The 13803-nt window shown below is 67.5% G+C and carries 8 protein-coding genes; 6 read left to right on the top strand and 2 right to left on the bottom strand.

Annotation, left to right across the window (positions count from 1 at the left end):
* Positions 1-84: 84 nt before the first annotated feature.
* Positions 85-1494, bottom strand: coding sequence for a glutamate--ammonia ligase (gene glnA / locus M6E97_RS22620; RefSeq protein ID WP_003096016.1), 1410 nt, complete (start codon positions 1492-1494; stop codon positions 85-87).
* A gap of 336 nt (positions 1495-1830) precedes the next feature.
* Between glnA and thiI the strand changes: the two genes are divergently transcribed.
* Positions 1831-3285, top strand: coding sequence for a tRNA uracil 4-sulfurtransferase ThiI (gene thiI / locus M6E97_RS22615; RefSeq protein ID WP_003096011.1), 1455 nt, complete (start codon positions 1831-1833; stop codon positions 3283-3285).
* Between the two features lie 216 nt (positions 3286-3501).
* Positions 3502-5319, top strand: coding sequence for a translational GTPase TypA (gene typA / locus M6E97_RS22610; protein WP_003096009.1), 1818 nt, complete (start codon positions 3502-3504; stop codon positions 5317-5319).
* Between the two features lie 83 nt (positions 5320-5402).
* Here typA and M6E97_RS22605 read toward each other — a convergent pair whose 3' ends face one another.
* Positions 5403-5828 (bottom strand): helix-turn-helix domain-containing protein, encoded by a 426-nt coding sequence (locus M6E97_RS22605; protein ID WP_003114472.1) that lies wholly within the window; start codon positions 5826-5828, stop codon positions 5403-5405.
* An 83-nt stretch (positions 5829-5911) separates the two neighbouring features.
* Between M6E97_RS22605 and M6E97_RS22600 the strand changes: the two genes are divergently transcribed.
* From M6E97_RS22600 to estA, 4 genes are all read left to right on the top strand, one after another.
* Positions 5912-6496 (top strand): SAM-dependent methyltransferase, encoded by a 585-nt coding sequence (locus M6E97_RS22600; RefSeq protein WP_003110179.1) that lies wholly within the window; start codon positions 5912-5914, stop codon positions 6494-6496.
* Positions 6497-6634: 138 nt separating this feature from the next.
* Complete coding sequence (locus tag M6E97_RS22595) at positions 6635-10240, top strand: DUF2339 domain-containing protein (protein ID WP_033937882.1); 3606 nt, start codon at positions 6635-6637, stop codon at positions 10238-10240.
* Positions 10237-11631, top strand: a complete 1395-nt coding sequence (locus M6E97_RS22590; protein ID WP_003141838.1) for a DUF3999 domain-containing protein — start codon at positions 10237-10239, stop codon at positions 11629-11631. Before M6E97_RS22595 ends, M6E97_RS22590 begins: the two co-directional genes overlap by 4 nt.
* A 108-nt stretch (positions 11632-11739) precedes the next feature.
* Positions 11740-13680, top strand: coding sequence for an esterase EstA (gene estA / locus M6E97_RS22585; RefSeq protein WP_003115524.1), 1941 nt, complete (start codon positions 11740-11742; stop codon positions 13678-13680).
* Positions 13681-13803: the final 123 nt, after the last annotated feature.

Raw genomic sequence — 13803 nt, 5'->3', positions numbered from 1 at the left:
GCGTTTCTCCATGGGCCGGCCCATAAAAAAGGCCTCCCGAAGGAGGCCTCAAGAGGGTGACTCGTTGTTATAGGAAAGGGTGGATCAGACGCTGTAGTACAGGTCGTATTCCAGCGGGTGCACGAAGGTGCGCACCTTGATCTCTTCTTCGCTCTTCAGCTCGATGTAGGCATCGATGAACTCGTCGGTGAACACGCCGCCCTTGGTCAGGAACGCGCGGCCCTTGTCGAGTTCTTCCAGCGCCTCTTTCAGGCTGCCGCAAACCTGCGGGATTTCCTTCGCCTCTTCCGGCGGCAGGTCGTACAGGTTCTTGTCGGCGGCATCGCCGGGGTGGATCTTGTTCTGGATGCCGTCCAGGCCGGCCATCAGCAGCGCGGCGAAGGCCAGGTAGGGGTTGGCTGCCGGGTCCGGGAAGCGCGCTTCGATACGGCGGGCCTTCGGGCTGGATACGTAGGGGATACGGATCGAGGCGGAACGGTTGCGCGCCGAGTAGGCCAGCATCACCGGAGCTTCGAAGCCCGGGACCAGGCGCTTGTAGGAGTTGGTCGAGGGGTTGGTGAAGCCGTTCAGGGCCTTGCCGTGCTTGATGATGCCGCCGATGAAGTACAGGGCGGTCTCGGACAGGCCGGCATAGCCTTCGCCGGCGAAGGTGTTCTTGCCGTCCTTGGAGATCGACATGTGCACGTGCATGCCCGAGCCGTTGTCGCCGTACAGCGGCTTCGGCATGAAGGTCACGGTCTTGCCGTAGGCGTCGGCGACGTTGTGCACGCAGTACTTCAGGGTCTGCACTTCGTCGGCCTTGGCGACCAGGGTGTTGAACTTCACGCCGATCTCGTTCTGGCCGGCGGTTGCCACTTCGTGGTGGTGGACTTCGACCACCAGGCCCATTTCTTCCAGGGCGTTGCACATGGCGGTGCGGATTTCATGGTCGTGGTCGACCGGCGGTACCGGGAAGTAGCCGCCCTTCACGCCCGGGCGATGGCCCTTGTTGCCGGACTCGATGTCGGCGTCGGTGTTCCAGGAAGCCTGCTCGGAGAAGATCTTGAACATCGAGCCGGAGATGTCGGACTTGAACTTCACTTCGTCGAAGATGAAGAACTCCGGTTCCGGGCCGACGAACACGGTGTCGCCGATGCCGGTGGACTTCAGGTACTCCTCGGCGCGCTTGGCGATGTTGCGCGGGTCGCGCTCGTAGCCTTGCATGGTGCTCGGCTCGATGATGTCGCAGACCAGGATCAGGGTCGGCTCTTCGGTGAACGGATCGAGGACGGCGGTGCTGTCGTCCGGCATCAGGATCATGTCGGAGGCTTCGATGCCTTTCCAGCCGGCGATGGAGGAGCCGTCGAACATCTTGCCGGCTTCGAAGAACTCATCGTCCAGCGCGTCGCGAGCCGGCATGGTGACGTGTTGCTGCTTGCCCTTGGTATCGGTGAAGCGCAGGTCTACCCACTTCACGTCATGGTCTTTGATCAGTTGGTGCGACTTGTACGACATGCTGTCCTCCAGGAGGGATTAGAGCTGGGAGCTTTTTCTGTGCCCCAGTATCGGGTGATGCCGGCCGGAATACTCCGCCAGGGCAACCTGCCTCACAAGTGAGCAAGTTGCGTGCCAGTGCCCGGAATCGGGCAGGGCCCCATGTTTGGCGGGGCCAGGTCTTCTTCAGGGTAGCTGGGCGGCCTTCGGGTGCACCGTTATGGTGCTCCATGTTGGTGCATCATTCCATTTTGGTGCAGCAAAAATAACTGTGCATATTTCTGCTCAATACGTGAGCAATTTCAGATATAATTCCGCCCCTTTTTTTCCGTCGCCCCGCGCGTTCGCGTCCCTCGCATGAAACTCATCGTCAAGACCTTCCAGGAAATCACCATCAAGAGCCGGCCGGTGCGCAAGCGCTTCATCCGGCAGTTGGCGAAGAACATCCGCGCGGTGCTGCGCGACCTGGACCCGGAGCTGAAGGTCGAGGGCGAGTGGGACAACCTTGAGGTAGAGACCGCCGTGGTCGACGCCAAGGCCAGGCGCGAGATGATCGAGCGCCTGACCTGCACCCCGGGCATCGGTCATTTCCTCGAGGTCCACGAGTATCCGCTGGGCGATTTCGACGACATCCTCGCCAAGTGCAAGGCGCATTTCGGCGACCAGTTGGCCGGCAAGACCTTCGCCGTGCGCTGCAAGCGCGCCGGCAAGCACGCGTTCACCTCGATGGAGGTGGAGCGTTACGTCGGCAGCGGCCTGCGCCGCGAATGCGGGGCTGCCGGGATCGACCTGAAGCAGCCGGAAGTCGAGGTGCGGATGGAAATCCGCCTCGACCGCCTGTTCGTCATCCATCGCCAGCATCCGGGCCTGGGCGGCTATCCGCTGGGCGCGCTGGAGCAGGTGCTGGTGCTGATGTCCGGCGGCTTCGACTCGACCGTGGCGGCCTACCAGATGATGCGCCGCGGGATGATCAGCCACTTCGTGTTCTTCAACCTCGGCGGGCGCGCCCACGAACTGGGGGTGATGGAAGTCGCCCACTACCTGTGGGAGAAGTACGGCCGCTCGCAGCGCGTGCTGTTCGTCAGCGTGCCGTTCGAGGAAGTGGTCGGCGAGATCCTCACCAAGGTCGACGACAGCTATATGGGCGTGACCCTCAAGCGCATGATGCTGCGCGCCGCCAGCCGCGTGGCCGAGCGCCTGGAGCTGGACGCGCTGGTGACCGGCGAGGCGATCTCCCAGGTGTCCAGCCAGACCCTGCCGAACCTCTCGGTGATCGACCGGGTTACCGACACCCTGGTGCTGCGCCCGCTGATCGTCAGCCACAAGCAGGACATCATCGACACCGCCCGGCAGATCGGCACCGCCGAGTTCGCCCGGCACATGCCGGAATACTGCGGGGTGATCTCTGTGAACCCGACCACCCAGGCCAAGCCCTACCGCGTCGAGCACGAAGAGTCGAAATTCGACATGGCGGTGCTCGAGCGCGCCCTGGAGCGCGCCACCCAGCGCACCGTCGACCGGGTGATCGACGAACTCGGCCAGGACCTGCAGGTGGAAGAGGTCGGCGAGGTGCTGCCCGGTCAGATTGTCATCGATATCCGCCATCCTGATGCCCAGGAAGACGAACCCCTGGCCCTGGAAGGCGTCGAAGTCCAGGCGCTGCCGTTCTACGCGATCAACAGCCGCTTCAAGGAACTGGACGCCAACCGCCAGTACCTCCTGTATTGCGACAAAGGGGTGATGAGCCGCCTGCATGCCCATCACCTGCTCAACGAGGGGCACACCAATGTGCGTGTTTATCGTCCGGCTTAAGCAGCCGGGCTTGTTCGGCGGCAGCATCCGCCACCGTCCTCCCGACACGTCCGCCGCCTAGGCCGATGCCCGCCCTTCGGCGTGCCGGCCGGACCGGGGCAGCGTCCGCCTGCTGCCCGCCCCTTAATTGAAGAAGCCTGTCGTGTCGGGCGCCGCCCTGTCCGACCCCACCACCGCCGCGAAGCCGCGCTTCGGGCGTTAAACGAGACAAGACTTGTGATCGAAAATCTGCGCAACATCGCCATCATCGCCCACGTCGACCATGGCAAGACCACCCTGGTGGACAAGCTGCTGAAGCTGTCCGGCACCCTCGACCGCAAAGAAGCGGAAAGCGAGCGGGTGATGGACTCCAACGACCAGGAAAAAGAGCGTGGCATCACCATCCTGGCGAAGAACACCGCGATCAAGTGGAACGGCTACAACATCAACATCGTCGACACCCCCGGTCACGCCGACTTCGGCGGCGAGGTGGAGCGCGTGATGTCGATGGTCGACTCCGTGCTGCTGGTGGTCGACGCCCAGGACGGCCCCATGCCGCAGACCCGCTTCGTGACCCAGAAGGCCTTCAAGGCCGGCCTGCGTCCGATCGTGGTGGTGAACAAGATCGACCGCCCGGGCGCGCGTCCGGATTGGGTCATCGACCAGATCTTCGACCTGTTCGACAACCTCGGCGCCACCGACGAGCAACTCGACTTCCCGATCGTCTACGCCAGCGCCCTGAACGGCATCGCCGGCCTCGACCACGAGAAGATGGACGACAACATGGACGCGCTGTTCCAGGCGATCATCGACCACGTCCCGGCCCCGGTGGTGGACACCGAGGGTCCGTTCCAGATGCAGATCTCGCAGCTGGACTACAACAGCTTCCTCGGCGTGATCGGTATCGGCCGCATCACCCGCGGCAAGGTCAAGTCCAACACCCCGGTGGTGGCCATCAGCGACGACGGCAGCAAGCGCAACGGCCGCATCCTGAAGATCATGGGCCACCACGGCCTGCAGCGCGTCGAGGTGGCCGAGGCGGAAGCCGGCGACATCGTCTGCGTCAGCGGCATGGAGGAGCTGTTCATCTCCGATACCCTGTGCGACCCGCAGAACGTCGAGGCGCTGCCGCCGCTGACCGTCGACCAGCCGACCGTGAGCATGACCTTCCAGGTCAACGATTCGCCGTTCGCCGGCCGCGAAGGCAAGTTCGTCACCAGCCGCAACATCAAGGAGCGCCTGGAGAAGGAACTGCTGCATAACGTGGCGCTGCGCGTCGAGCCGGGCGACAGCCCGGAGAAGTTCAAGGTTTCCGGCCGTGGCGAACTGCACCTGTCGGTACTGATCGAGACCATGCGCCGCGAAGGCTTCGAGCTGGCCGTGGGCCGCCCGGAAGTGGTGATCATCGAGAAGGACGGCGAGAAGCAGGAGCCCTACGAGAACGTCACCATCGACATCGAGGAGCAGCACCAGGGCTCGGTGATGGAGCAGATGGGCCTGCGCAAGGGCGACCTGAGCAACATGATTCCCGACGGCAAGGGCCGCGTGCGCCTGGAGTACACCATTCCGGCGCGCGGCCTGATCGGCTTCCGCAACAACTTCCTGACCCTGACCTCGGGCACCGGTATCCTGACCTCGACCTTCAGCCACTACGGTCCGATCAAGGCCGGCGAAGTCAGCAACCGCCAGAACGGCGTACTGGTCTCCATGGCCACCGGCACCGCGCTGACCTACTCGCTGGAGACCCTGCAGAGCCGCGGCAAGCTGTTCCTCGGCCCGGGCGACGAAATCTACGAAGGCCAGTTGGCCGGCATCAACAGCCGTGACAACGACCTGGTGATCAACCCGACCAAGGGCAAGAAGCTCGACAACATGCGCGCTTCCGGCAAGGACGAAGTCATCGCCCTGGTTCCGCCGATCCGCTTCACCCTCGAGCAGGCGCTGGAGTTCATCGCCGACGACGAGCTGGTGGAAGTGACGCCGAAGTCGATCCGCCTGCGCAAGAAGATGCTCAACGAGAACGACCGCAAGCGCTACGAGCGCAGCAAGGTCTAAACCGTTGCCGTACCGGCGCGCCGCAACGGCGTGCCTCGCGGCCGGCAGGTAGGGCAGGGGTGCCCGGCCTGCCGGCCGTTTTGCTATGCGCCGGGCGCTTTCCGGCGTGGCTTGATGGCCCCCGCGGCAGCGGCCCGCAGCAGGCGGCGGAACGTCGGGCAGTCCATGTGTTCGCGCGCCGGACAGGCCGCGGCATGCCGCAGGCCGTCGCGCATGGCGGCGAGGCGGCGGATCGTCCGGTCCAGTTCGTCGGCCTTGGCCGCCAGCGCCGCGCGGTCGATCCGCAACGCGCCGTCGGCTGCGCCCATGCCGGCAATCTCGTCCAGCGACAACCCGGCGGCGCGGCCCAGCCCGATCAGCGCCAGCCGCTCCAGCACGCCTGCATCGAACAGCCGGCGCAGGCCGTGCCGGCCGCTGGAGGCGATCAGTCCCTTTTCCTCGTAGTAGCGCAGGGTCGAGGCCGGTACCCCGGATCGTCGCGCGACCTCGCCTATGTCCAGTTGCCGCATGCCCTTGACCTCAAGTCGACTTGAAGTGGAAGACTAGCGTTTCGGCACCTGGGCCGTGACGAAATACAGACGAGGTGAACCTCATGTGGGACGAACGCTATGCCGCCGAAGAGTATGTCTACGGAACCGAACCCAACGCTTTCCTGAAGGAACATGCGCAGCGGCTGGCCGGGCCGGTGTTGAGCGTCGCCGAGGGCGAGGGGCGCAACGCGGTGTTCCTCGCTTCGCTGGGGCTGGAGGTGCTTGGCGTGGACGGCTCCGCCGTCGGCCTGGCCAAGGCGCGCCGGCTGGCCGAGGCGAAAGGCGTGTCGATCGACACCCTGGTGGTCGACCTGGCGGACTACGAACCGCCGGCAGCGGCGTTCGGCGCGGTGGTGTCGATCTTCGCGCACCTGCCCAGTCGCGTGCGCGGCAGACTCAACCGCCTGCTGGAGCGTTCGCTGCGACCGGGCGGTCTCTTCCTGCTGGAGGCCTATCGGCCGGAACAGCTCGGCCGCGGCACCGGCGGCCCGGCGGACGTCGACATGCTGGTGAGCCGCGCGGCGCTGGAGGCGGAGCTGCCGGAGTGCGAGGTGCTGCTGGCGCGGGAAATCGAGCGCGAGGTGGTCGAGGGCCGTTTCCACACCGGCGCGGCCTGTGTGGTCCAGTTCATCGCCAGGAAGAGGTAGCTCGCCACGGGGCGGGCGTCGGAATGCGTCGAATCTCGGGAATGCGGGTTGTATACTCCCGGCGCGGGTTCCGCTCTGGCAGGATGGCCAGGGCAGGTATCAGTGGATCGTGGTACCTCTTGATCAAGGATTCGACGCATGCAATGGATTTTCATGCTGGTGGGCCTGATCCTCGGCGGCTTCGCCGGGGAATCGCTGGTCGGCGCACTCCTCGGCGGCCTCTCCGGCCTGGCCCTGGGACAGGCCGTCTCGCTGCAGAACCTGGCGCAACAGAACGAGCGCCTGCGCAAGCAGATGAGCGAATTCGCCGAACGCTTCGAGCGCGGCACCGAGGTCATCCACCAGCGCCTGCTGCGCGTGGAGCGCCAGGCGCAGGACCTTCCCGAAAGCGTTCCCGAGCCGGCCGCCGGCATCGACCAGCCGCTCGCAGACACGCCTCCCGCTCCTTCCGCCGAGGTTGCCCCGCCGCTGGACTGGGACATCGAGCTGCCGGCCGTCGAGGCTGCGCCGCCTCCGCCTCGTCCCCCCGAGTCCGTCCAGCCCATCGAGCGTCAGCCGGCGTTCCAGCCTGACGCCCAGCCAGCGCCGCGCCGTGCCGCCCCTCCAGCGCCTCCACGCGAACCCTCGCTGGTCGAGCGTGGCTTCGCCGCGGCCAAGGGCTGGCTGTTCGGCGGCAACACGGTATTGCGCATCGGCGTGGTGCTGCTGTTCATCGGCCTGGCCTTCCTCCTGCGCTACGCCTCGGAACGGGTGGCGGTGCCGGTGGAGTACCGCTACGCCGGGGTGGCGCTGGCAGCGATGGCGCTGCTCGGCGTCGGCTGGTGGTTGCGCGAGCGGCGCGCCGCCTACGGCCTGATCCTGCAAGGCACCGGTATCGCGGTGCTGTACCTGACCATCTTCGCCGCCATGCGCCTGCATCCGCTGATCTCTCCCGGCGCGGCGCTGGCCCTGCTGGTGGTGGTGACGATCTGCTCGGCGATCCTCGCCGTGCTGCAGAACGCCATGGGCCTGGCGGTGGTGGCGGCGCTCGGCGGCTTCGCCGCGCCGATCCTGACCTCCACCGGCAGCGGCAACCATGTAGCGCTGTTCAGCTACTTCGCCCTGCTCAACGCCGGCATCTTCGCCATCGCCTGGTTCCGCGCCTGGCGGCCGCTCAACCTGGTCGGCTTCGTCGGCACCTTCGGCATCGGTTTCGCCTGGGGACTGCGCTCCTATACACCGGAGCTGTTCGCCAGCACCGAGCCGTTCCTGGCCCTGTTCTTCCTGATGTACGTCGGGATCGGCCTGCTCTTCGCCCGCCGCAAGCTGCTGGAGGCCGCGCAGGCGCCTGCCGAGCGCGGCGAACTGCTGCGTTGGTCGGCGCGACAGGCCGACTACATCGACGCCACCGTGCTGTTCGGCCCGCCACTGGTGGGGTTCGGCCTGCAATGCGCGGTGATCGGCCACATCGACTTCGGCATGGCCTTCAGCGCCCTGGCCCTGGGGCTCTTCTACATGGTTCTGGCGCGGGTGCTGCGCGGCCATGCTTCGGCCGGACGCACCAGCCTGCTGGTGGAAATCTGCCTGGCGCTGGGGGTGGTCTTCGGTACCCTGGCCATTCCGCTCGGCCTGGACGCGCGCTGGACCTCGGCCGCCTGGGCCGTCGAGGGCGCCGGCATCTACTGGCTCGGCCTGCACCAGCAACGCCGCCTGGCGCGGCTCTTCGCCCTGCTGTTGCAGGGCGGTGCGGCGTTGGCCTACCTGAATGGCGTGCGGCCGGGTGAGACGACGTTGCTGGAGGGTTCGCCGCTGGGCGCGCTGATGCTCGGTGCGGCGGCGCTGTTCAGCTTCTGGCAGCTGCGTCGCGCGCCGGCGAAAGCGCTGGCCGACTGGGAGCCGGCCTGCCGGCCGTTGCTGGCGGCCGCCGGCCTGGCCTTCCTCTACCTGGTCGCACCGCTCTGCCTGGCCGTCGACGGCACCGCCATCGCCTGGGCCGTGGCCGGCCTGGCGAGCTTGTTCGCCGGCTTGCGCCTGGGCTCGCGTACCTTCCTGTTCTGCGCCTTCGCCGTGCAACTGCTGGGCGGTGCGCTGTTCCTCCTGCATTTGCAGGGCGGCGATGGCCAGGGTGGGGTATTCGACTCGGGCTGGCGTGGCTTGATGACCGCCTCGCTGATTGGCCTGGCGCTGATCGGCGGCATGCTGCTGGCGGCGCGCGACCCGCTGGTGAAGGACGACAGTCGGCTGCTCATGGGCTTGAGCCTGGTGCTGCTGGTCGGTCTGGCGTTCGTCAACCTGGCAGTGCTGTTCGTCCTGCCTTGGCGCAGCGCCAGCGCGGTATGGGCCGGTAGCGGGCTGCTGATCATCTGGCTGAGCCTGGTGCTGCGCCAGCGCCTGAGCTTCTACTTCGGCCTCGCCTTGCAGGTAGTGGGCGGCCTGGCGTTCCTCCTCGCCGGGCCGTCGCTGTTCGGCTCGCTGAGCGGCGAAGGCCTGCGGCCCCTGGCCCATTCCGGGTTCTGGACGCCGGCAGTGCTGGCCCTGGCGGCGCTGGTCGGCGCCTGGCGGCTGCGCCGCGCCGGCGAGCGCGAGCGGGCGCTGGGTATCGGTACCCTCGGCCTGGCCGAGCTGTCGCACCTGCTGCTGCTCTGGGGAGCCGGCTGGTGGGCGCTGACCGCGCTGTGCGAAACCGTCCGCTTCGTGCCTTATGGCCTGCGCGAGCATTCGTTGCTGCTGGTGGCCGCGGCGACAGTGGCGTCGTGGATGCTGCTGGCGCTGCGCGAGCGCTGGCGCGAACTGGCCCTGCTGTGCCTGGCGCTGGTCCCGGTGGCGCTGTTGGCCCTGGCCAGTGCCTGGCGTTTCGATTACCAGCCGTTCGGCGAATTCGGCTGGCTGGCCTGGCCGCTGCTGTTCGCCACGCACCTGCTGTCGCTGCGACGCCTTGCCCCGTTGCTGCCGGCGAAGGCCCTGAGCGTTGCCCATGTGCTCGGTTGCTGGCTGTTGCTAGGGGTGCTGGCGCTGGAGCTGCGCTACCTGTTCGCCCTGCTCGCCGAACAGTACAACGCCTGGCGTTGGCTGGGCTGGGCGCTGGTCCCGAGCGCCTACCTGCTGCTGATGGCTGGCGGGCGGAGCCTGCCCTGGCCGCTGCGCGACTTCCCGCGGGAGTATCGGCTGCTCGCCGCTGCGCCGGTGGCGCTGTTGCTGCTCGGCTGGTTCTGGAGCGCCAACCTGCTCAGCGACGGCGCCGCCGAGCCGCTGCCTTACCTGCCGCTGGCCAACCCGCTGGAACTGGGGCTGCTGATCGTGCTGTTCGCCCTCTACCGCTGGAGCGACGCCAGCCTGGCCTCGCTCGTCGATGGCAATGCCAGCGCGCGCCTGGGGCGCCAGGCGTTGGCCGGCGCCTCGCTGTTCGCCCTGCTGACCCTGGCGGTGTGCCGCGCCGCGCACCACCTGGCCGGCGTGCCGTTCCAGGCCGAGGCGCTGGCCGCGTCGATGCTGGTGCAGGCGGGGCTGTCGCTGGTCTGGACGCTCTGCGCGCTGGGCCTGACCATCGCCGGTACCCGTCTCGGCCGGCGCGACCTGTGGATGGTCGGCGCGGCGCTGGTCGGCGTCGTGGTGGTCAAGCTGTTCTTCGTCGAGCTGGGCAACAGCGGCAGCCTGGAGCGAATCATCTCCTTCATCGGGGTCGGCGTCCTGTTGCTGGTCGTCGGCTACTTCTCACCCTTGCCTCCGCGTCGTGCCGAGGTCGCATCGGAGGCCGAGCAGCCATGACGCGCTCCTTTTCGTTCAGAACCGCCGGCCTGCTCCTGCTGGGCGCCTGCCTGTCCCTGCCGCTGTCGGCGAAGGAGTCTGCCGAAGGTTTCAGCCGCCAGGTGGCGCTGTCGCTGCAGGGCGAAGGTCCCTGGTATCGCCTGAGCATCCCGATGAGCGTGCAGTTGTCGGCTGCTCATGCCGACCTGCGCGACCTGCGGGTCTTCGATGCCGAGGGCGAGGCCTTGCCCTACGCCCTGGTGGCCGGCAGCGAACGCCAGGCCAGCACGCCGCATGAGGCCGAGGTGCGGCTGTTCCCGTTGCGAGGCACGTCCGCCGCCGACGCGACGCAACCGAACCTGCGGGTGCAGCGCAACACCAGCGGCACCATAGTCGAGGTGCTGCCGGAAAACGCCGGGCCGGCTGCCGAGACTTTGCGCGGCTGGCTGATCGACGCGAGCGCGGTGACGTTTCCCCTGGAGCGCCTGCGGCTGGACTGGAGCAGCCCGGAGGAGGGCTTCCAGCGCTTCTCCGTGGAAGCCAGCGACGACCTCGAGCATTGGCAGGCCTGGGGTGACGGACAGATCGCCCGCTTGACCTTCAACGGCGAACGCATCGACGTCAGCGAGGTCAAGCTTCCCGGCCGCCAGGCCCGCTACCTGCGTCTGGCCTGGCCGGCCGGGGCAACCGCGGCAGACCTCCATGGCGCCCGCCTGCAAGGCAGCACGCGGAGCACCGAGCCGGCGCCGATGATCTGGTCCGAGCCGCTGGCCGGGCGCCAGGCAGGGGACGGCGAGTACCGCTGGCAGTTGCCGCTGGCGTTGCCGTTGCAGCGGGTGCGGGTGTCCCTGGAGCAGGCGCTGACCCACACCATCGTCCCGGTGGAACTGTCCGGCCGTGATCGTACGGAGAACGCTTCGCCGCGCCGGGAGGCCGCCTGGAGCAGCCTGGCACGCGGGGTCCTCTACCGGCTGCCGATCGACGGCCGCAACGTACAGCAGAACGAGCTGGAACTGCCGGGCTGGGCGGTGCGCGAGCTGCGTCTGCAGGTGGACCAACGAGGTACCGGCCTGGGCCCGGAGGTCCCGTCCCTGAGTGTCGGCCTGCCGGCCAGCGAACTGGTGTTCCTGGTGCGCGGCAGCCCGCCGTACCGGCTGGCGTTCGGCAAGCCCGGCGCGCAGTCGGCGGCGCTGCCGCTCGGCGTACTGATTCCCGGCTATACCGAGAGCAAGCGCGCCACCCTGGGTAGCGCCAGCCTGGGCGAACCGCTGGAGGTGGCCATGGCGGCCGCGGCGCCGGCACCGGGTAGCGACTGGAAGAAGATCGGCCTGTGGGCGGTACTTCTGCTGGGGGTCGCTCTGCTGGTAATAATGGCAATGAGCCTGCTGCGTTCCTCGCCGAACAAGCCATGAGCCGGTTCCGCGCTATGCTGTTCGGCTGAGGAGGCTTTACGACGGGCCCCGGGGCGCATGCCGACGACGCGGCGGCCCGACAATAAAAACAAATCACGGAGTAAGAGAATGATCAGAATGGCGCTCAAGCCACTGGTAGCGGCCTGCCTGCTGGCTTCGCTGTCCACCGCCCCGCAGGCTGCTCCTTCGCCCTATTCGACGCTGGTGGTGTTCGGCGACAGCCTCAGCGATGCCGGGCAGTTCCCCGATCCTGCCGGCCCCGCCGGAAGCACCTCGCGTTTCACCAACCGGGTCGGCCCGACCTACCAGAACGGCAGCGGCGAGATCTTCGGACCGACCGCGCCCATGCTGCTCGGCAATCAGCTCGGCATCGCCCCGGGCGACCTGGCTGCCTCGACCTCGCCGGTCAACGCCCAGCAGGGCATCGCCGACGGCAACAACTGGGCGGTGGGCGGCTACCGGACCGATCAGATCTACGACTCGATCACCGCGGCCAACGGCTCGCTGATCGAGCGCGACAATACCCTCCTGCGCAGCCGCGATGGCTACCTGGTGGACCGTGCCCGCCAGGGCCTGGGTGCCGATCCGAACGCGTTGTACTACATCACCGGCGGCGGCAACGACTTCCTCCAGGGGCGCATCCTCAACGACGTCCAGGCCCAACAGGCCGCCGGTCGCCTGGTGGATAGCGTGCAGGCCCTGCAGCAGGCCGGCGCGCGCTACATCGTGGTCTGGCTGTTGCCCGACCTGGGCCTGACCCCGGCTACCTTCGGTGGTCCCTTGCAGCCTTTCGCCAGCCAACTCAGCGGCACGTTCAACGCCGAGCTGACCGCCCAGTTGAGCCAGGCCGGCGCCAACGTCATTCCGTTGAACATCCCGCTGCTGCTCAAGGAAGGCATGGCCAACCCGGCTTCCTTCGGCCTGGCCGCCGACCAGAACCTGATCGGCACCTGTTTCAGCGGCAACGGCTGCACCATGAACCCGACCTACGGGATCAACGGCAGCACGCCCGACCCGAGCAAACTGCTGTTCAACGACAGCGTGCACCCGACCATCACCGGCCAGCGCCTGATCGCCGACTACACCTATTCGCTGCTGTCGGCGCCCTGGGAGTTGACCCTGCTGCCGGAAATGGCCCACGGCACCCTGCGTGCCTACCAGGACGAACTGCGCAGCCAGTGGCAGGCGGACTGGGAGAACTGGCAGAACGTCGGCCAGTGGCGCGGCTTCGTCGGCGGCGGTGGCCAGCGCCTGGACTTCGACTCCCAGGACAGCGCCGCCAGCGGCGACGGCAATGGCTACAACCTGACCCTTGGTGGCAGCTACCGCATCGACGAGGCCTGGCGCGCCGGGGTCGCCGCCGGTTTCTACCGGCAGAAGCTGGAAGCCGGCGCCAAGGATTCCGACTACCGGATGAACAGCTACATGGCCAGCGCCTTCGTGCAGTACCAGGAAAACCGCTGGTGGGCCGACGCGGCGTTGACCGGCGGCTACCTCGACTACGACGACCTGAAGCGCAAGTTCGCCCTGGGCGGCGGCGAGCGCAGCGAGAAAGGCGACACCAACGGCCACCTGTGGGCGTTCAGCGCGCGCCTGGGCTACGACATCGCCCAGCAGGCCGACAGTCCCTGGCACCTGTCGCCGTTCGTCAGCGCCGACTACGCGCGGGTCGAGGTCGACGGCTATTCCGAGAAGGGCGCCAGCGCCACCGCGCTCGACTACGACGACCAGAAGCGCAGCTCGAAGCGCCTGGGCGCCGGCCTGCAAGGCAAGTACGCGTTCGGCAGCGATACCCAGCTGTTCGCCGAGTACGCCCACGAACGCGAGTACGAGGACGACACCCAGGACCTGACCATGTCCCTCAACAGCCTGCCGGGCAATCGCTTCACCCTCGAAGGCTACACCCCGCAGGACCACCTCAACCGCGTCTCCCTCGGCTTCAGCCAGAAGCTGGCGCCGGAGCTGTCGCTGCGCGGCGGCTACAACTGGCGCAAGGGCGAGGACGATACCCAGCAGAGCGTCAGCCTGGCGCTGAGCCTGGACTTCTGAAACGGCGGCCGGCGCCCGGGCGGCGCCGGTCGCGTTTCCCGTCGACGGAACGATCGGCGCGCGCCGGCATCAAGAGAGTAGTACCCCGCTGTTACTCGCCGCCCGGTCGACCGCCATACACTG

The organism is Pseudomonas sp. B111, from assembly GCF_026428275.1.
In the GTDB taxonomy this organism is placed as follows: Bacteria; Pseudomonadota; Gammaproteobacteria; order Pseudomonadales; family Pseudomonadaceae; genus Pseudomonas; species Pseudomonas aeruginosa.
Note: the sequence above shows the minus strand (reverse complement) of the source record. Positions and strands in the feature narration are given on the sequence as shown.